Source organism: Hydrogenophaga palleronii (genome assembly GCF_031457455.1).
In the GTDB taxonomy this organism is placed as follows: Bacteria; Pseudomonadota; Gammaproteobacteria; order Burkholderiales; family Burkholderiaceae_C; genus Hydrogenophaga; species Hydrogenophaga palleronii_A.
Genome location: NZ_JAVDWU010000009.1, coordinates 47,134 through 65,701, shown reverse-complemented (window position 1 = coordinate 65,701; position 18,568 = coordinate 47,134). Strand labels below are relative to the sequence as shown.

The following is an 18,568-nucleotide window of genomic DNA, read 5'->3' as shown; positions in this document are numbered from 1 at the left end:
GAGATCCCCGGTCTGCGTGGTCCGAATGTGGGCATCTGGCAGCCCGTATCGAAGTGCTCCCTGTTGCAGCAAGAAGTGTGCCCCTGCACCCTTGCCGATAGATACCCGGGGTTACCCGCAGGGCGTCTCGTTGTTCGTGACGACTTGCTGATTTGGGCTAAAGGAACTCTGAACAGCGCACCGACACTCGGCGCTCGTTCAGCGATCGCGCAACGACTGCGCCACCCACCCGACATTTCCAATGACCCAGCACCTCAAGCACTTCATTGAAGGCGCGCCTACCGATTCCTCGGACGGCGCCCGACTGAACCTGATCAACCCCGTGGATGAGCAGGTGTATGCCACCGCCGCCAGTGGCACCCCAGACGACGTGGAGCGCGCCGTCGCAGCAGCGCACGCCCAGCTGTACGGCGGGGCCTGGAGCAAGCTCAACGGCACCCACCGCGCGGCGCTGCTGAACAACCTGGCCGCGCTGGTCGAGCGCGATCTGGAGATCCTGGCCGACATGGACGCCCAGGCCATTGGCCGCTCGCGCATGGAACCCCGCATGATGGACGTGCCCAACGCGGTGGCCCACCTGCGCGCCGCCGCGGGTTGGGCCAACCAGTTGGAAGGCCGCACCATCCCCTCGGGCGGCTACATGGGTGTGCGCACGCTGTCCTACACGGTGCGAGAACCGGTGGGCGTGGTCGCGGCCATCGTGCCGTGGAATTCACCCCTGATGATCACCACCTGGAAGCTGGCGGCGCTGCTGGCCGCAGGCTGCACGGTGGTCATCAAGCCTTCGGAAGAGACGCCCCAGTCGGCCCTGCACCTGGCCACCCTGTGTCAGGAAGCGGGCTTCCCCGACGGCGTGGTCAACGTCGTGATGGGCCTGGGCGAGGTGGTGGGTCGCGCCCTATGCGAGCACCCGCAGGTGGCCAAGATCAGCTTCACCGGCAGCCCCGAAGCGGGCGCGGCCATTCAGCGCATCGCCGCGCCGCTGTTCAAGCGGGTGACCCTGGAGCTGGGGGGCAAGAGCCCGCAGATCGTGTTCGACGACGCCCGCTTCGACGACGCCGTGCGCGGCTGTGCGATGGGGCTGTTCATCAACCAGGGGCAGGTCTGCGCAGCGGGTTCACGCATCCTGGTGCAGAAAGGCATTGCCAGAAAATTCTCCGCCGCGCTGGCACAGGCCGCGAAATCGGTGACCGTGGGCGATCCTTCTCACGAGGGCGTGCAGATGGGACCGGTTGCCAAGAAGGCACAGCACGAGCGGGTGAACCGCTACATCCGCCAGGGCATGGAAGAAGGCGCCGAGCTGCTGGCAGGTGGTGTCTCGGAGGGCGGCAAGGGATGGTTCGTCAGACCCACCATCTTCGGCAAGGCCAGCAACCAGATGAGCATCGCACGCGAGGAGATCTTCGGCCCGGTGGGCGTGGTCATCGAGTTCGAGACCGAAGCCGAAGCCATCGCGCTGGCCAATGACTCGGCTTACGGACTCGCAGCCACCGTGTGGACCAGCAACCTGGAACGCGCGCACAAGGTCGCTGGCGCGATGCGGGTGGGCGCCGTCGGGGTGAACTGCTGGAGCCCGCTCGACGCGAACCTGCCCTGGGGCGGCTTGAAGACCAGCGGGATCGGCCGCGAGGGTGGCTTGCCCGGCGCACTGGCCTACACCGAAGAAAAGGTGATCACCGTGCTGCTGCCCTGACCCGATGCCCACCAACACCCACCCCACCACCGACTTCAGGAGAACTGAACATGACGAACCACGACAAGTACCCGGCGAGCATGCGCGTGATGCACTGGCTGATGGCCATTCTCATCCTGGGCCAGATCTTTGGCGGCTGGTACATGACGCCCTTTGACGAAGAGCGCGAGGAGCTCCTCGGTCAGCTGTACTGGTGGCACAAGTCCTTCGGCCTGCTGGCTTTCCTCTTCGTCTTCATCCGATTGAGCAACCGGCTGCGCTACGTGCCGCCAGAGCTGCCCGCGAGCCTGCCGGCCTTCGACCGCAAGCTGGCGCATTTCGCTCACTGGGCCATCTACTTCCTCATAGTGATGATCCCGATCACGGGCTACACCCTTTCAAGCACCTTCGAGTACAGCGACGGCATCACCTTCTTCGGCATCCATGTGCCGGAACTGTTCCCGAAGAGCGAAGCCGTCTACGAAGCCGCCGACTGGCTGCACGCCATCATGGCCTACACCCTGCTTGCGGTGGTGGTGCTCCATCTGGCCGGAGTGATCAAGCACCGTTACTTCGACAAGAACCCCGACAACGATGTCCTGAAGCGGATGTTGTGAGCCCACCGACTCTGTCATCACCACAACCCACCATCCAGCCAGAACCGCCCATGCCCCTTCAACTCGACACCTGCGCGCAAGCCCTCGAACTGATTCGCGCCCGCGTCTCCACCGGCCACTTCGACCCGGCGTTCGCCATCGACGACAACCAGGTCACCGAACTCATCGGCTACGCCTGCGAGGCGCCCAGTTCCTACAACCTGCAGAACTGGCGCTTCATCGCGGTGAAGTCTGCCGCCCGCAAGGAAAAATTGCGCTGCCTGTCCTACGGTCAGCATCAGGTGACGCAGGCCGCTGTGACGGTCATCGTCATCGGCGCCCTCAATGGCCACGAGCGGATCCGCGCCAACATGAAGCCCATGCTCGATGCCGGCTACCTCGACCAGGAAGGTCTGGAAGCATGGGCGAGCGACACCGAAAGGGGCATGCGCGGCAAGCCTGCGAAGCAGCGCGACGAGGCCATTCGATCGGCATCGCTTGCGGCCATGACGCTGATGACAGCGGCCCAGGCCATGGGGTTGGCCAGTGCGCCGATGGGTGGATTCGATGCCGAGGCCGTCTGCGCCGAGTTCGGCATCAGCGCGACCGAACTGCCCGTGATGTTGGTGGCCATTGGACGTCCTGGACAGGGCAATTGGCCACGAAAGACGCGCCGACCTGTGGAGGAAATTCTGTCCATCGTGTGAGCGGCGCGAAGCGAGCCAGCACACCCACGCGCCACAGTCATCGCGGCAACCTCCCCTGCCAAGGCGTTCGCGTGGAGCCGCTACCCCAGAAGCTGGTCTGCCAGTGCATCGATCCATTGGCGCTGAAAGGCCACCAGGGGCTCGCTGGGCTGTTGGGCGATGAGCAACTCCAACGCCGGATCGGACACTTCCGTGCGCACGCCCGCCAGGACCTCGACAATGGCATGTCCGCAGAAGGGCACATAAGCTTCTGCATATCCGCCCTCGTGCACGATCACCAGACGCCCCCCGCAATGGCGCTGCGCGGCCTCTTGCGTCAGGCGCGTCATGGCTCGGAAGCTCTCGCTGTGCAGCAGCATGCGGGCAAGGGGGTCGACGCCGTTGGCATCCAGGCCACTGGCAACCACAATGAGTTCCGGCTGAAAGGCATCGAGCGCTGGCAGGACGATGCGATCGAACGCATGGAGATAGGCTTCATGGCCACAGCCAGGGGGCAACGGGATGTTGATGTTGGCCCCGAGTCCTGCGCCCTCGCCGCGGTCTTGAGCACCGCTGTAGCCCGGTGGAAAACAACGATCCTGGTGGAGCGACAGGGTGAGCGTGTTCGGGTCGTCGTAATAGATCGATTGGGTGCCATTGCCATGGTGAACGTCCCAATCGATCACGGCCACGCGACCCAGGCCGTGGTTCTTGCGAGCGGCTTCGATAGCGACGGGTATGTTGGCCAGCAGGCAAAAACCCATCGGGGTGTCACGCAGGCAATGGTGCCCCGGCGGTCGGGACAGCGAGAAGGCATTGCGCGCCTGGCCGGTCAGCACCGCGTCCATCGCGCCGAGCGCCAGCCCCGCAGAGAGGGCCGCGATCTCGTAGCTGCCCGGGCCGAAAGGCGCAGAGCCGCTGAGATCACCACCACCCGCGTCGCTCAGTGCCTTGAAGCGAGCCAGGTACTCGGCCGGATGGATGCGCCGCAAGTCTTCATCAGAAGCCGGTGGCGCGCTGCACACATGCAGGGCGTCCGCCAAGCCGGAAACTTGGACCAGGGACAACAAGCGTCGCTTGGAGTCGGGGGACTCGGCGAATGCTGCCGCCGATGGCGGTTGTACCCAGCCCCCCACAGGCAGCACCAGTGCGTGCAACCCGCCGCTGTGCCAGAAGGTTCGTTCATCCGTGAAGAAGGCGGTTCGTGGCATGGTGTCGTTTTTCGAAAGTGGATTCATTGCGCACGCTCCACACGCAATAGGGCAACACAAGAGACCGCGCCGATGGCTGCTGCGCTCAGGAACAGCACCGTCAGGCCTGCACCCCTTTCCAGCAGCACCCCAGCGAGCAGCGGGCCAACAGCCAGGCCCATACCGATGACGAAATGCAAGCCGGAGATCAAGCGCCCGGAAGGGTCTTGATTCGCCACCGCAGCGAGCACGAAAGGCAACACGAAGGTCCAGGCGAACTTGAAAGCAAATACAGCCGCACCGTAGCCCACAACGGTGGTCCACTGCGCGAGGCCCACCAGCGATAGCACGAGCAGACCGTAGCCAACCAGCATCATGATGGACCGGTTGCAGCGATCACCGATCCACGAGGCGGTTGCCGCACCGGCAATGCCCATCAGGCTGGCCAGTGCCAGCAGCGTGCCGTCAGCTGCGGCATCGACACCCGCTTGCCTGGCCGCTGTTCCAACAAAGGTCCAAACACCACCGATGGCCAGGTAGAGCGCAAGAACACCACCGATCGACAATGCAGCAACGCCCAGCCCCACACCGGACAACCGAGCCCCGGCGGCGGCCTGCGCCGCTCGGCCCAGAAAGGGATCGAAGCCACGAATCAGCGGCATGGCGACCAGGGTGAGCATGGCCAGCGCGGCATAAAGGCTGCGCAAACCCAGGGCGTCAAACATCTGCGGCAACAGATACAGCCCAACGGCGCCAGCAACCAATTGGCCCAGCACCCACAGCCCGTAGACACGGTCGCGGTTCGGACTCACGCCGGCACTGGTCATGCACAACACCATCAGCGTGCCGCCTCCGAATGCGGTCAAGGCACGCAGCGCCAACAAGGTGTTGAAATCTTCGGGCATCCACAAGGCAGTCGCCAGGTTGCCTCCGGCAAAGACCAGCGCGGCCACCAGCGCCACGTGCCGAGCATTGACACGGCCCAGCCACAGCAGCGAAGGCAAAGTAGCCAGACTCAGCCCGCCCAACTCCACCGAAAAGTAGGTTCCGATCTGCGATGGACCCCATCCAAGCTGTGTGGCCAGTTGCGTTGCCACCGCTGGCGCGACCAGCAGGAGCAGCGGCGCGAGCGCTGAGAAGACGACCAGTGCCACCACGGCAAGGTTCGTGAACAAGGGGCCAGCGAGCCCCCCCTCGATCGAAAGGGTGTTTGAGGGTTTCAAGATAGCAGCTCCATAAACAGTTGCCGGCGATAAGTGCAACCCAAGGGCGCGAAGGCCACCCGGAAACGGTTGTGGACATCAGTATTCGGCCGCACACCCCGAAGGCGGTAGCCCAAATGAGCAACAGATACGGCTATGCCCAACACTGAGGTTTGTCTGAGAACTCTGGGCACCGAGTCTCAGTTGAACTGAATCGGCGCCAGCCTGGCGATCAGCTCCGAGCTGGAGCGCACGCCGACTTTGGCGTAGATGCTCTGCACATGGCTGCGCAGGGTGGGGAGGGAAATACCCAGGTGCCTGCACAGCGCCTTGTTGCTGACGCCTGTGACTGCGATCTCCACCACATCCATTTCGCGCGGCGTCAGGTGAAAAAGTTCCGACAAGCTGGCGCGGCTGATGACGCGGCTGGAGACGTGGATGGCGCCCAGGCTGTATTCCACAAACGGCTGGGCCTGGTTGAGTCTGTCCACCTCGGCCTCGGTGAAGGGCTGCACCGGGTCGCGCCGCACCAGCGACAGCACCGCCACGATGCGGCCCTGCTGCTTGAGAAACACGTCGCAGTTGTGGAAGTGGCCGTTGGGCTGGTAGAAGCCGGTGAAGATTTCGCTCTGGCGCCAGTCGGCGTCGGACATCAGCATCGAGTTCGACACCACCACCGTGTCCTGATCTTCGAAGCGCGAGGGGTGCATCGGGTCCAGCGCCCAGTAGGTCTCGGCGTACTGGCGCAGCATGGTGTCCAGATGAGCGTGTGACGCGCTGTCCTGCTGCAGCTGCGCCCAGGGCACGTAAATGAAAAACCGGATGCCGTCCACCGGCATCAGCCGGTGAATCAGGGCAAACAGGGCCCGCTTGAAATCGTCCAAGACATCCGAAGTCGCCATCAACGAGCCCGATCACTGGTGTGTGCACACGGATCTGTCGGCCCCGCCGGTTGTGACCGCCTCGTCCCAGCCGCTCAGTACTGGCTCTCGGGCAGGTGCACCGTCAGACCTTCCAAATCCTGGTTCAGAGTGATTTGACAACACAAACGGCTGTTCGGTCGGTCGGCCGCCACGGATTCCAGCATCGCGCTCTCCATGGCCTCGGGCGGCGCCAGCCGGTCCGCCCAGGACGCATCCACATGGCAGACGCAGGTGGCGCAGGAGCAGAAGCCCCCGCACTCCCCGACCACGCCGGATATGTTGTTGTCCACGGCCGCCTGCATCAGGGAGGTGCCGACGTCGGCCTGCACGCGGGTGGCCTGCTGAAGGTGATCGATGAAAGTGATGTTGATCATGGTATGAGTGTTTCTTGGTTGGTCAGCCAGCGGCCAAGGTCCTGCGATTCGTCGGCAAGCGCATGGGCTGAAATCTCTGCGGAGACCGCGATCAGCCTCTTGCCAAGCATGAAGTCCTTGGGGCGGTTGACGCAGTCGACGGCCAGCAGGCGACCGCCTGCGAGGTAGAACACCGAAAAGCTGCGCCCCTGGCGACTGTCTCCGCGGACCACGCTCTGCTCAAAACCCTGCGACAAGCCAGCCATCTGCAGCTTCAGGTCGTACTGATCCGACCAGAACCACGGCTGGGCCCGGTAGGGCACGGACTTGCCGCACAGCGTGGCCGCGGCACAAGTGGCCTGGGCCATGGCGTGCGGCACCGATTCCAGGCGCAGCGCTCGCCCGTGGGCCTCGCTGAAGAACTCGGTGCAGTCACCGGCCGCGACGACGCGCGGATCGCTGGTCTGGGCGAACTCGTTGACCCGGATGCCGTGTCCGGTGGCCAGCCCGGCAGCGGCGGCCAGTTCCACGTTGGGCCGCACGCCGATGCCGACGATCACCAGGTCCGCCGGCAAGGTCTCGCCGTCCTCGCACTGCACCGCCGTGACCGCAGCCTCGCCGAGGACGCGCTGCACGTTCTTGTCGCAGCGGATGTCCACGCCCTCTTCGGTGTGCACGCGGTGGTAGAACGCCGAGACCTCGGCACTGGTGACGCGCTGCAGCAGCCTCGGCATGGCCTCCAGCAAGCTCACCGAGAGGCCCAACTGACGCAGCCCTGCAGCGGTTTCGAGGCCGATGTAGCCACCACCCACGATGACCGCGCGTCGGCATCCGCTCAATGCGGCATGGGCCTTGATGCGGTCCAGGTCGGCGATGGTGCGCAGGTAGAAGACCCCGGGCAGCTGGGCGCCCGGCACCGCAAGCTCACGCACGCGTGCACCCAGGGTGAGGGCCAGCGCACTGTAGTCCAGCACCTCGCCGGTGCCCAGGTGCACCTGCTGCTGCTCCCGGTCGATGCGCTCGGCCCGCACGCCCAGGCGGACATTCACACCCGCCTTCTCGTAAGCCGCGGCGTTGCGGATCAGCATCTGCTGCTGGCTCATCTGGCCCGCGAGGTAGGCCTTGGACAGCGGCGGGCGCTGGTAGGGCAGCAAGGGCTCTTCACCCACCAGGGTGATCTCCCCCTGCCAGCCCTGTTGGCGCAGGCTGGCCACGAGTTGCGCCGCGGCGTGCCCGGCGCCCAGGATGACGGCATGGGGTGTGCGCATGGACACCTCAGACCGGGGTGAACGCCACGGGCAGGCGCTTGATGCCGTGCACGTGGTTGCTGCGCAGACGGTCGGCCGGCCCAGTGAGCGCCATGGATGCCACGCGCTTGGCCATCTCCTCCAGCAGCACGCTCACTTGCAGCTTGGCCACGTGCGTGCCCAGGCAGAAGTGCGGCCCGCCACGGCCAAAGGCCATGTGGTGGTTGGGCGTTCGGTCGATGCGGAACTGGTGCGGGGCGTCGAAGTGCGCCTCGTCCCGGTTGCCCGAGGCGTAGTACATGGCCACCTTGTCGCCCCGGGCGATCTGCGCGCCCGCCAGCTCGGTGTCGGCGGTGGCGATGCGGCGCACGAAGTGCACCGGGCTGGCCCAGCGGAAGATCTCGTCGGCAGCCACCCGCGGATCCACTTCGCCAGAGCGGAAGCGCGCCCACTGGCCAGGGAAATCACAGAAGGCTTTGATGCCATGCGAGATGGAGTGGCGCGTGGTCTCATTGCCGGCCACCACCAGCATCAGGAAGTAGTTGCAGAACTCGGCGTCGGACAGCGGCCGGCCGTCACAGGTGCCCAGTGCCAGCCGGGTGACGATGTCGTCCGTCCCCTGGCTGCGACGCTCCTGCGCCAGCTGCAGGCCCAGCTCGAAGGCCTGCAGCGAGGCCGGGTGCCCGAAGGGCAGCATCCGCCGCTCGGCCTCCGGGACCACGGCCACGGCCGGGTCGACGAACTCCGGGTCGTCGGAGCCGATCAGCTGGTCGCTCCAGCGGATCATGTCGTCGCGCCGTTCTTCCGGGATGCCCATCACGCGGCACAGCGTGACGATGGGCAGTTGTTTGGCCAGCACCTCCACCACGTCCACCTGGGGCGACTGCAGCAACTCGTCGATCAGGCGCGCGGCGGTGCTGCGCACCGAGGCTTCCAGCGCTGCCACCGCCCGCGGCATGAAGCCGGGCACGGTGATCATGCGCATCTTGGGGTGTTGGGGCGCATCCATCTCCAGCAGGGTGCGGCGCGCGTCGTTCTGCGCGTCGTCGAAGTCGTCCAGGCTGATCACGCCGTTGCGGGACGAGAACACGCCGGTGTTGCCCGACACCGCAACGATATCGTCGTAGCGGGTCACGGCCCAGAAGCCCTTTTGGCCGTCCGTGCGCTCGTTCCAGGCCACGGGCGATTCGCGGCGCAGGCGTGTGAACTCGTCGGCGGGAACGGCCTGGTGCCAGACGCCAGGATCGGTGAGGTCGACGTGGGTCAGTGATCGGTGGGTGGTGAGCGAGGTCATGAAGTTCCCTTCAGGATGCGGGGCGGACAGTGGACTCGAGGCTGGTGAGGCGGTGTCGCAGAAAGGCCAGCACCCAGTGCGCTGCGGGGCGGCTGTCGATGCGGGTCTGCAGGCTCTGCACGGCGGCGTCGGTCATCGCGTCACCTTGTTCGGCGCGCTGCGATTCGTAGATGGCCCGCGCCAGTCGCGTGGTCATCTCGGGGTGGGCCTGGATGGTCAGCACGTTGTTGCCGATGGTGGTGATGCCCAGCGGACAGAACGCATTGCCCGCCAGCACGCGGGTGCCCGGGGCCGGCATGGTCACCTGGTCCTGGTGCAGCGCGATCAGGCGGAATGTGTCGCCGTCCGGTGCACCGGGCGGTGCCCAGCCGGGCACGCTCTGCAGCGGGTAGTCCTGCACACCCACGCCCCAGCCCTTGTCGGAGCGCTGCACCACGCCCCCCAGCGCATCGTGCAGCAGCTGGTGACCAAAGCAGATACCTACCACCGGCCGCTGCTGCACCGCGTCGACCAGAAACTGCGCCAGCGCCGGCTGCCAGGGCAGGCGCTCGTGTACGCTGGCCGGACTACCGGTGACCAGCCAGGCGTCGCACTCGTTGGCCGTGGCCGGTAGTTGATTGCGGTGCGCCTTGTAGATCTGGAAGCCCAGCGCCGCATCGGCACTGCGCAGGAAAGGTGGGAACGGTGCGGCCATCTCACCGTGTTCTTCGATCCAGTCGGGGCTGGTCTGGCCGCATTCGAGGATGCCAATGCGCATACTCGCCTCACCCGAGTTCAAAGAAGCGGCGGCGTTCGTCGATCAGCGACTTGCCGACGAACGACTTGCACTGCGCCTCGCGCGTGGCGCTGAAGGTTTCCACAAAGCGTTCGCCCAGCCAGTCCTTGGCGCAGGCCGAGCCGCGCAGCGCCGCGATCGCGGCCTGCATGTTGTGGTGCAGCGGCGGTCCGTGGCGGGCGTCGGGCAGGTAGCCGTTGCCCACGGTGGGCGCGCTGGGTTCCAGCCGGGCCTCGATGCCGGCCAGGCCCGCCGCGATGCTGGCGGCGGCCGTCAGGTAGTGGTTGGCGTCGGCACACGGCAGGCGGTTTTCCACGCGGATCGATTGCGGGCTGTGCCCCACTACGCGCAAGCAGGTGGTGCGGTTCTCGATGCCCCAGGTGAAGGCCGGCGGCGCGAACGTGCCTTCGGCGAAACGGCGCCAGCTGTTCACCGTCGGCGCAAAGACCAGCATGAACTCGGGCAGGTAGCGCTGCACACCCGCAAGGAAATGCCGGAAGCGCCGGGACATCTGGTGCTCCGCGTCTGCGTCCCAGAAGCAAGGTGCGCCGGCGCCGTCCAGCAGCGAGATGTGGATGTGGCTGGACTGGCTGTCGGCCTGCTCCGACCAGCGCGGCATGAAGGAAATGGTCTGGCCGCGGCGCATCGCGAACACGCGCAGGAAGTTCTTCAGCAGCACGGCTTGGTCGGCCGCGGCCATGGCCGTGTTGGCCGCGACGCAGGCCTCCATGAAACCGCCGCCGATCTCTTCGTGCATCTTGGCCAGTTGGATGTTCAGGGGCTCGCAGAAATCGGCCACGCCGTTGTAGAACTCGGACTGCGCAGCCTGGTAGATCACCAGGTCGTGGCTGGCGTGGGCGGTGGCGGTGCGCAGGTTGTCATATTGCTTGTCTTGCAAGCTTTCGGCGGTCTCGTTGAACAGCGTGAACTCCAGCTCGTACCCGAGCTTGGGAAAAACGTCCATGGCCGCAGCCCGGTCGAGCACCTTGCGCAGCACGCTGCGCGGGCAGAAGGCCTGGGCGTCACCGGAGAACTCGGCGAGGTAGAGCGCCTGGTCGGACTGCACCTCCCAGGGAATCGCTCGGCGGCTGCTGGTGTCCACCGCCAGTGCGCAGTCGTGGAAGTCACCGGTTCCGTCGGTGACGCCGGGCATGCTCAGGAACACGTCGGTGGGGTCGAGTGCCAGCTGCGCTGGCGACATGCCCATGCCGCTGGCCAGGATGCCCGGCAGCTCGCTGGCAGCCACCTTCTGCCCCCGCAGCAGGCCGTTGGTATCGACAACGGCAATGGTGAGAAATCGGTCCGCACATTCTTGTCTCATGTTCTTGCTCAGGTGGTGTGAATGGAGAGCGCCTTGACATTGATCAATGCGTTTTGCTCTGTGTTGTGCCAGGCAATCCAATGTAGGAAAACCAAGTCAGATACACCATCGTCTTATGAGATGAGATGAGATGAGATGAGATGAGATGAGATGAGAGGAGAGGAGGGAACGCCCGCCGATGGGGTGCAGACGAAAAAAACCAGGGGGATTGCTCCCCCTGGAACCTTGGATGCGCAGCCGGACCCGCAAGGGCCTGCGCCTCAGCTGCGGCTGGCACCCATGTTGGCAAACACCTTTGGACTGGAAGACCGCAGGCGGCTGGCCAGCAGCCAGCCCACCACAGCGGCCACAGGAATCAACGAAGGCAGGATGACCCCAAGACTCGCGCCCTGCGTTCCGGTGAGGTCACCGAAGTTGGCAAAGATGTACACGAACAGCGCGGCCATGATCACTCCAGACATCACTGGCATGACCCAGGCAGTGAACAGCGATGCGTGCGCGTGCCGGCGGAAGAACGCAACCACCGCCAGCGAGGTGATCGACATCATCCCGAGCACCCCCAACACACCGATTTGTGAGATCCAGGTGAACATGTTGAGTATGGGATCAAGGCCCAGACCCGCGAAGACCGCCAGCACGATCAGCGCACCGATGCTCTGGGCCACCGACCCGACGTGCGGGCTCTGGTGTGTCGGGTGGGTGCGGCCGAACGCGGCGGGCAGCAGACCTTCTCGGCCCGCGACATAGCTGTAGCGTGCGATGTAGTTGTGGAACGCCGACAGTGCTGCAAACAGGCTGGAGACCAGCAGCACCCCGGCAATGGCCGGTACCGGCCCGCCCACATATCGACCTGCCAATTCAAAGAAAAAGCTCGTCGGGTCCTGCAAGCCCTGGAGCGTCGGGAGCAGGTTGGCCGCACCGACCCCGGCGATCATCAACCAGGTGGTGAACACGAAGAAGAGCCCGATCAGCAGCACCGAGAGGTAGGTGGCACGCGGGATCGTGACATCCGGGTCGCGGGCCTCTTCGGCGTAGATGGTAGTGGCTTCGAACCCCATGAAAGAGCCCAGGCAGAAGAGCACCGCCACGGTGAACGAGCCCGACGTGATCGCCGACATGTCAAACAGGTTCATCGACAAACCACTGTCGCCCCCCGCGCCCAGAATGGCGAAGTCCACCAGCAGCACGATCATGTACTCCAGCAGCACCAGCAATACCAGCACCTTGGCCGACAGATCCACCTGCCGGTAACCCAGAGTGCCGACCAAAATCACGGCGACCAGGCTGTAGATCCACCAGGGCATCACCAGACCGAATTCGGCAAAAACACCTGCGGAGACGCCGCCCAGCAGACCAATGAGCCCAAACTGCAAGGCGTTGTAGGCCACAAGAGCGACCATGGCGGTGGCGCCACCCCAGCAACCACCCAGACCGCGGGCCGCATAGGCGTAAAAGGCGCCCGCGTTGCGCACATGGCGGGACATGGCCACATAGCCGACCGAGAACGCCAGCATGATCAGGGTCATGAACAGGAAGGTGGCGGGCACGCCAGCTCCGTTGCCGAGGAGGAAGGCGATGGGCACGGCCCCGGCGACACCGGTGAGCGGTGCGGCCGCCGAGATGACCATGAAGGTCACGGCGATGAGACCCAGCGAATTTTTGCGAAGCTCGTGAGGCCCGCCATGAGGCGGGTACGCAGGACTCTCCTGCTCTAACGGTGGGTGGACGACTGCCATGTGGTTTTCACTGCCTGTCTGCTGCCGATAACAAATCCCCGCGCCGGCACATGGGGTATCGCGGAACCTCCGCGACTGTCGCCACTCTAGGGGCGCTCCTGGTGCAGCGGTTAGCCCGGATCGGCAACTGTTCAGCTTCCGGAACCTATACCCGGCCCCTTCCTCGCAAGGTGCCGACTCGGGCTTTTGACCCTTCCGCCTTCCGAGACCTCCAATGGCCCGTCTGATCCGAGCGCGCTTGCGCGCGATGGCGCGGCGTCGAAGCTGCACCCCACCCCTCGGCAGTCAGATTGCCCAGTCCAATCTGCCGTGACGAAAATCCAACCGCAATCGATATCCGGCGCCAGCAGGCGGCAGGAACATCAGCTCGTCAGCCGCCGCCAAACTCGACGTGGCCCCCCTTGTCGAGTACTGCCCCGGCGGTTCATCGCCCCACGCCGGTGATCGACGTGGGCTCGGGGTTGCGATCTTCGCAGCCGGGGGGAACACCCACCACGCGGGTGAAGACTTCTGTCTCGCCATTGAGACAGGCTATGTCGCAGGTCACATCCCGATGAATGGAACCAGGGTTGATGGTGCGCCACACAGGAATCGAGACCGCCTCTTGCCAACCTGAAAACCATCGACATACACAGCCCGAAGGTCAGTTGATCTGTCGCGCGCTGCTGCCCCAGAACGGCTCGCGCAGCACGGTCTTGAGCACCTTTCCTGCCGGCGACAGCGGCAACGCTTCCCGGAACTCGATGGTCTTGGGGCACTTGTATCCCGCCAGTGCGCTTCGGCAATGGGCGCGAAGCGCTTCGGCGCTGACTGTCTCGCCCGGCCGCAGCACGACCACTGCATGCACAGCTTCGCCCCATGCGGTGCTCGGCACACCAATGACGGCGCAGGCGGCAACGGCAGGGTGGCGCGACAACGCGCCCTCGACCTCAGCGGAATAGACGTTCTCGCCGCCGCTGATGATCATGTCCTTGACGCGGTCGACGATGTGAACGTAGCCCGCGTTGTCCATGAAACCACCATCACCAGTGAACAGCCAGCCACCGCGCAGGGCCGCGCGGGTTTCGGCCGGCTTGTTCCAGTAGCCCTGCATGACGTTGGCGCCGCGGATGGTGATCTCGCCTACCGTGTTGCTCGGCACTTCGCGACCGTCGGCATCGACCACGCGCACTTCGTTGCCATAGCACACCCGGCCCGCCGCCAGCGCCTGCGGTCCCAGCGTGGTGCCTTCGCTCCAGCGATACGGCCCGTTGCTGCAGGCCGTGGCTGCGGTCTCGGTCATGCCGTAGGCGCTCTGGAATCCGCAATTCGGCAGCGCTTTCATGGCGCGCTCCAGCAGTCCAGGCGAGATCGGTGACGCGCCGTGGATGATGCGATCGAGGTGACGTAAATCGCACGATGGAAACGAGGGATGGTCCAGCAGCATCTGCAACATGCTGGGCACCAACACGACGTCGGTCACTCGCTCGTCCTGCAGCGTTGCCAGCACGGTCTCCGCACGAAACGCGGGCAGCAGCACACTGGTCGACCCGGTCACGAGCTGTGACACCAAGCGCCCCAGGCCTGCCACGTGGAACAGCGGCGCCACCAGCAGCGTCACGGCCTGTACTTGATTGGGCACTTCGGCCATGCGCGCGACCGACGAGATCCAGAAGTTCGCGTGGGACAGCATCACGCCCTTGGGCGTGCCGGTGGTGCCGCCGGTGTAGAGGATGGCCGCCAGCGCGTCGCCGGCCGGTCGGGCGTCTTCCCGTGACTCGCCAGCAGCGATCAGGTCCTCCCAGGCCAGCAGTCCCTCAGGCGTGGCCTGCTCGCCAGCGTGGATGACCGGGCCCAGCTCCGGCGCCAGTGCCTTGAGCTCGGGTACCAGCGACGCGAACGCATCGTCTACCACCAGCACACGCACGCCGCAGTCCTTGAGTGCATAGGCGATCTCGGGTGCGCTCCACCGCGTGTTCAACGGACAGGTCACCGCGCCCAGCCACCAGGCGGCAAGCAGGCATTCGACACTGCGGTCACTGTTCTGTGCCAGCAGCGCGATGCGGTCGCCGCCCGATACGCCAAGCTTCGACAGCGCGCCGGCCAGCCGGGCGACGCGGTCCACCAACAGCGAGAAGCTCGTGCGGCGTTGGCCGAACACGGTAGCCACCGCGTCCGGGCGCTGCTGCAGCACGCGGTGCAGTCCTTGCGTCAGGTACATGCCAGTGCCTCCAGGCTCAGACGTTCGCGCGCCGATCGGTATTCGCGCTGCAACCGCGCCACCAGCGCCTCGGTTGGCAAAACCGCATCGATCGCGCCCACGCCCTGACCGCAGCCCCAGATGTCCTTCCACGGCTTGACGCGATCGCTGCCGAAGTTCATCTGGCTGGCATCGCTGTGCGGCAGCGCGTCGGGATCCAGCCCCGCCCGCACCACAGACCCGCGCAGGTAGTTGCCGTGCACGCCGGTGAAAAGATTGCTGTAGACGATGTCGCGGCTGCTGCTCTCCACGATCATCTGTTTGTAGGCGTCATCGGCCCGCGCCTCGTCTGTGGCGATGAAGGCTGAGCCGATGTAAGCGAAGTCCGCTCCCGCCGCCTGTGCAGCCAGAACGGCGCCGCCCGACGCGATGGCGCCACTCAAGGCCAGCGGCCCCTTGAACCAGCGACGGATTTCCTGCACCAGCGGAAACGGGCTGGTGGTGCCCGCGTGTCCCCCAGCACCGGCCGCCACGGCGACCAAACCATCGGCGCCCTTTTCCACCGCCTTGCGGGCGAAGCGGTCATCGATCACGTCGTGCAACACGATGCCGCCCCACGCGTGCACCGCCTGGTTGATCTCGGGCCGTGCACCCAACGAGGTGATGACGATCGGCACCTTGTACCGGGCGCAAACCTCCATGTCGCGATCCAGCCGATCGTTGCTCTTGTGCACGATCTGGTTGATGGCATACGGTGCAGCCGGCGAGTCCGGATGGGCGCGGTCGTGCGCGGCCAGCGCTTCGGTGATCTCGGCGAGCCAGTCGCTCAGCAGCTCGGCCGGCCGGGCGTTGAGTGCCGGCATCGAGCCGACAATGCCGGCCTTGCATTGCGCAATCACCAGGCGCGGCGTGCTGATGATGAACAGTGGCGCGGCGATGACCGGCAGCCGCAGGGCATTGAATGAAGGATGCATGGCTAGGGCCTGTTCACACTATTTTTCCAAGTGCGAGTGGGTTGAAAAAAGCGCCAATCTAGGCGCGCGACGACGGCCAGACTGGGTGTCTGGCCTAGGAGTGCAACAACGAGTGGCGCTGTTTTCAACCCATTCCCTTCGGGTTGCGGCCAAAAAGGCCATGCGCGGCGTTGCGAAGCCTTGCCGGGGGGCGACCCCGGCTGCGTTTCGCGCCTTGCGCATGGCCTTTTTGATCCGCAACGCATCTTGGAAAAATAGTGTGAACAGGCCCTAGTCGATCGAGACAAAGCTGCCCAACTTGTTCCAGCGCGTGCCGTCAAAGACGACAGGCTGCAGGGACTTGATCAGGCGGTAGTCGTCCGGCGCGCTGCTGACCACCACGCCGGGCAGGAACATGGGCAACTGCACGGCCTTGATGGAAGCGGCCTGCTTCAGCACGTTCTCACGCGTGAGGGTGTCGCCAGAGGCACGCAGGATGTCCACCATCAGTCTCGCGCTGGAGTAGGCATAGACGTGGGAGCCCAGGCGCAGGTCTGCTTCGGGTCGGTATTTCTTCATGAAGGCCAGCCAGTCCTGGAAAGCTGCATCGTTTTCCCATTGCTTGTCGTTCGGGTCCTTCGAGTAGGCGGTGGAGATGACGCCGGTGGCCTTCTCCGGCCCTGCGGGATTGAACACGGCGCCGATCAGCGCGGCACCCTGGGCCAGGTAGTGGGTCGGCTTCCAGCCGGTGTCGTGCACCTTGCGCAGCGTCTGGATCGCGGCCTTGGCGGTGCTGAAGCTGACCAGCACGTCCGCACCGGACCCGCGCAGCTGCACGATCTGCGAATCGACCGTGGGGTCGGTGAGTTCGTACGAAGCCTCGGCCACGATCATTGCGGCGGCCTTGGCGCCCAGGCCTTCCTTGAAACCCTTGAGGTAGTCACGCCCGTAGTCGTCGTTCTGGTACAGCACGGCGATCTTGGCGTTTGGCGTGCTCCCCAGGATCTGGCGCGCATAGACTTTGGCCTCGGATGGGTAGTCCGGGTAGAAGCTCATGCTCCACGGATTTTTCACCGGATCGTTCCATTTGGACGCACCGGTCAGCAACAGCAGGTGCGGAATCTTCTTGGCGTTGACATAACGATGGATGGCGCTGTTGGTGGCCGTGCCGAACATCCCGTACAACAGCAGCACTTCTTCCTGCTCGACCAGCTTGCGCACACCTTCCACCGTCTTCGGCGGCGAGTAGCCGTCATCCAGGCTCACGAATTCGATCTTGCGACCGTTGACGCCACCCTGATCGTTGACCATGCGAAAGTACGCCGCCTGGGTCTTGCCCACTTCGCCGTAGATCGAGGCTGCCCCGCTGTAGGGCATGGTCTGCCCGATGCGGATGGTGGTGTCAGAAGCACCGGGGTCGTATTTCTTCTGAGCCGAGGCGCTGCCACAGGCCAAAGCCAGGGCCGCCGTGAGTGCGAGAACGATCGTCTTCATGCTTGTCTCCTTGAAAAAAACCAGGCGCGCAGCCGCGCGATGCCGCCAGCCACGCCGGTCGGCCAGATCAGCATCAGCACCAGCAGAATGGCGCCATACACGGCCCAAGGCGCAGCCTTGGACACCAGTTCCGCGAAGCGCGGAACGAATTGAATGAACACGGCGCCGAACACAGCGCCCGACAGCGAGGACAGCCCGCCGACCACGGCCCCCACCAACAGCGTGATCGACAGGAACACGGTGAAGCTGTCGGGCGCGACGAACTGCACCACGATCGCCGAAAGCGCGCCACCCACGCTGGTGTACAGCGCCGAGATGCCGAAAGTGATGCTCTTGATGCGCGCGTTGTTCACGCCCATGGCCTCGGCCGCGATCGGGTGGTCGCGCACCGCGACCAGGTTCAGCCCCATCGCGCCGCGCAGCAGGTTGTGGGCAATCGCGAACAGCACCATGGCGACACCCAGGCAGAAGAAATACAGCCATTGGTCCTGGTCCAGTGGCAAGCCGAAGGGAGCGTCGGGCTTGAGCAGTACCAGGCCTTGCGAGCCGCCGGTCCACGTCTCCAGTCCTCGGTATTTGAGCAATTGCGGCGTGACGACGCCCAGCGCAAAGGTGGCCATCGCCAGGTACACGCCATCGAGTTTCAAGGCGGGCAGGCCGAACAGATAGCCGACGATGCCGCCGACCAGCGCCGCAACAGGAAGCGTCGCCCAGTAGGGCCAGCCCGCGTGTTCCATGAGCATCGCCGCCGTGTAGGCGCCCAGCGCGAAGAAGGCGCCGTGGCCCAGCGAGATCTGGCCGTTGAACCCGACCAGCAGGTTGAGCCCCAGCAGCGCCAGTGCATAGGCCAGCACCATGGTCAGCTGGAACAGCATGTAGCTGGGCACAACGAAGGGCAGCACGCAGGCTGCGGCGACCAAGGCGGTCAGAAGCGCTCGTTGTCCCAT

Annotated in this window: 16 protein-coding genes; 3 read left to right on the top strand and 13 right to left on the bottom strand. The window is 65.0% G+C overall.

Going from position 1 to position 18,568, the window contains the following annotated elements:
• Positions 1 to 241: 241 nt before the first annotated feature.
• From J2W49_RS19120 to J2W49_RS19110, 3 genes are read left to right on the top strand one after another with little or no spacing between them, the layout of a single operon-like run.
• Positions 242 to 1,693, top strand: coding sequence for an aldehyde dehydrogenase family protein (locus J2W49_RS19120; protein WP_310320086.1), 1,452 nt, complete (start codon positions 242 to 244; stop codon positions 1,691 to 1,693).
• A gap of 50 nt (positions 1,694 to 1,743) precedes the next feature.
• Complete coding sequence (locus tag J2W49_RS19115; protein ID WP_310320084.1) at positions 1,744 to 2,289, top strand: cytochrome b; 546 nt, start codon at positions 1,744 to 1,746, stop codon at positions 2,287 to 2,289.
• 50 nt (positions 2,290 to 2,339) lie between these two features.
• Positions 2,340 to 2,975 (top strand): nitroreductase family protein, encoded by a 636-nt coding sequence (locus tag J2W49_RS19110; RefSeq protein ID WP_310320082.1) that lies wholly within the window; start codon positions 2,340 to 2,342, stop codon positions 2,973 to 2,975.
• Positions 2,976 to 3,055: 80 nt separating this feature from the next.
• Here the strand turns inward: J2W49_RS19110 and J2W49_RS19105 are convergent, their stop codons facing one another.
• From J2W49_RS19105 to J2W49_RS19045, 13 genes are all read right to left on the bottom strand, one after another.
• The gene (locus tag J2W49_RS19105) at positions 3,056 to 4,165 is read right to left on the bottom strand and encodes a class II histone deacetylase (RefSeq protein WP_310320080.1); all 1,110 of its coding nucleotides are present in this window, start codon (positions 4,163 to 4,165) and stop codon (positions 3,056 to 3,058) included.
• Positions 4,166 to 4,188: 23 nt separating this feature from the next.
• Complete coding sequence (locus J2W49_RS19100; protein ID WP_405001053.1) at positions 4,189 to 5,367, bottom strand: MFS transporter; 1,179 nt, start codon at positions 5,365 to 5,367, stop codon at positions 4,189 to 4,191.
• Between the two features lie 179 nt (positions 5,368 to 5,546).
• A complete protein-coding gene (locus J2W49_RS19095) occupies positions 5,547 to 6,248 on the bottom strand; it encodes a helix-turn-helix transcriptional regulator (RefSeq protein WP_310320078.1) in 702 nt (233 codons plus the stop codon).
• Positions 6,249 to 6,322: 74 nt separating this feature from the next.
• Positions 6,323 to 6,643, bottom strand: a complete 321-nt coding sequence (locus J2W49_RS19090; RefSeq protein ID WP_310320076.1) for a 2Fe-2S iron-sulfur cluster-binding protein — start codon at positions 6,641 to 6,643, stop codon at positions 6,323 to 6,325.
• Complete coding sequence (locus tag J2W49_RS19085) at positions 6,640 to 7,890, bottom strand: NAD(P)/FAD-dependent oxidoreductase (RefSeq protein ID WP_310320074.1); 1,251 nt, start codon at positions 7,888 to 7,890, stop codon at positions 6,640 to 6,642. Before J2W49_RS19085 ends, J2W49_RS19090 begins: the two co-directional genes overlap by 4 nt.
• A gap of 7 nt (positions 7,891 to 7,897) precedes the next feature.
• Positions 7,898 to 9,163, bottom strand: coding sequence for a cytochrome P450 (locus J2W49_RS19080; RefSeq protein ID WP_310320073.1), 1,266 nt, complete (start codon positions 9,161 to 9,163; stop codon positions 7,898 to 7,900).
• 10 nt (positions 9,164 to 9,173) lie between these two features.
• Positions 9,174 to 9,920, bottom strand: coding sequence for a type 1 glutamine amidotransferase (locus J2W49_RS19075; RefSeq protein WP_310320071.1), 747 nt, complete (start codon positions 9,918 to 9,920; stop codon positions 9,174 to 9,176).
• Positions 9,921 to 9,927: 7 nt separating this feature from the next.
• A complete protein-coding gene (locus J2W49_RS19070) occupies positions 9,928 to 11,259 on the bottom strand; it encodes a type I glutamate--ammonia ligase (protein ID WP_310320069.1) in 1,332 nt (443 codons plus the stop codon).
• Positions 11,260 to 11,519: 260 nt separating this feature from the next.
• Positions 11,520 to 12,995, bottom strand: coding sequence for an APC family permease (locus J2W49_RS19065; protein ID WP_310320067.1), 1,476 nt, complete (start codon positions 12,993 to 12,995; stop codon positions 11,520 to 11,522).
• Between the two features lie 643 nt (positions 12,996 to 13,638).
• Positions 13,639 to 15,195, bottom strand: coding sequence for a long-chain-fatty-acid--CoA ligase (locus J2W49_RS19060; protein WP_310320064.1), 1,557 nt, complete (start codon positions 15,193 to 15,195; stop codon positions 13,639 to 13,641).
• Positions 15,186 to 16,148 carry an NAD(P)H-dependent flavin oxidoreductase gene (locus J2W49_RS19055; protein WP_310320061.1) on the bottom strand — a complete coding sequence of 321 codons (963 nt, stop codon included), beginning with the start codon at positions 16,146 to 16,148 and terminating at the stop codon, positions 15,186 to 15,188. Before J2W49_RS19055 ends, J2W49_RS19060 begins: the two co-directional genes overlap by 10 nt.
• Before the next feature lie 270 nt (positions 16,149 to 16,418).
• Positions 16,419 to 17,621: an ABC transporter substrate-binding protein gene (locus J2W49_RS19050; RefSeq protein WP_310320058.1), complete on the bottom strand. Its 1,203-nt coding sequence runs from the start codon at positions 17,619 to 17,621 to the stop codon at positions 16,419 to 16,421.
• Positions 17,618 to 18,568: a branched-chain amino acid ABC transporter permease gene (locus J2W49_RS19045; protein ID WP_310320055.1), complete on the bottom strand. Its 951-nt coding sequence runs from the start codon at positions 18,566 to 18,568 to the stop codon at positions 17,618 to 17,620. Before J2W49_RS19045 ends, J2W49_RS19050 begins: the two co-directional genes overlap by 4 nt.

What these genes read in the sequence shown, in the direction of transcription:
- J2W49_RS19120 (WP_310320086.1), top strand. Translation starts at nt 242, where the DNA reads ATGACCCAGCACCTCAAGCACTTCATTGAAGGCGCGCCTACCGATTCC.
- J2W49_RS19115 (WP_310320084.1), top strand. Translation starts at nt 1,744, where the DNA reads ATGACGAACCACGACAAGTACCCGGCGAGCATGCGCGTGATGCACTGG.
- J2W49_RS19110 (WP_310320082.1), top strand. Translation starts at nt 2,340, where the DNA reads ATGCCCCTTCAACTCGACACCTGCGCGCAAGCCCTCGAACTGATTCGC.
- J2W49_RS19105 (WP_310320080.1), bottom strand. Translation starts at nt 4,165, where the DNA reads ATGCCACGAACCGCCTTCTTCACGGATGAACGAACCTTCTGGCACAGC.
- J2W49_RS19095 (WP_310320078.1), bottom strand. Translation starts at nt 6,248, where the DNA reads ATGGCGACTTCGGATGTCTTGGACGATTTCAAGCGGGCCCTGTTTGCC.
- J2W49_RS19090 (WP_310320076.1), bottom strand. Translation starts at nt 6,643, where the DNA reads ATGATCAACATCACTTTCATCGATCACCTTCAGCAGGCCACCCGCGTG.
- J2W49_RS19085 (WP_310320074.1), bottom strand. Translation starts at nt 7,890, where the DNA reads ATGCGCACACCCCATGCCGTCATCCTGGGCGCCGGGCACGCCGCGGCG.
- J2W49_RS19080 (WP_310320073.1), bottom strand. Translation starts at nt 9,163, where the DNA reads ATGACCTCGCTCACCACCCACCGATCACTGACCCACGTCGACCTCACC.
- J2W49_RS19075 (WP_310320071.1), bottom strand. Translation starts at nt 9,920, where the DNA reads ATGCGCATTGGCATCCTCGAATGCGGCCAGACCAGCCCCGACTGGATC.
- J2W49_RS19070 (WP_310320069.1), bottom strand. Translation starts at nt 11,259, where the DNA reads ATGAGACAAGAATGTGCGGACCGATTTCTCACCATTGCCGTTGTCGAT.
- J2W49_RS19065 (WP_310320067.1), bottom strand. Translation starts at nt 12,995, where the DNA reads ATGGCAGTCGTCCACCCACCGTTAGAGCAGGAGAGTCCTGCGTACCCG.
- J2W49_RS19060 (WP_310320064.1), bottom strand. Translation starts at nt 15,195, where the DNA reads ATGTACCTGACGCAAGGACTGCACCGCGTGCTGCAGCAGCGCCCGGAC.
- J2W49_RS19055 (WP_310320061.1), bottom strand. Translation starts at nt 16,148, where the DNA reads ATGCATCCTTCATTCAATGCCCTGCGGCTGCCGGTCATCGCCGCGCCA.
- J2W49_RS19050 (WP_310320058.1), bottom strand. Translation starts at nt 17,621, where the DNA reads ATGAAGACGATCGTTCTCGCACTCACGGCGGCCCTGGCTTTGGCCTGT.
- J2W49_RS19045 (WP_310320055.1), bottom strand. Translation starts at nt 18,568, where the DNA reads ATGGGACAACGAGCGCTTCTGACCGCCTTGGTCGCCGCAGCCTGCGTG.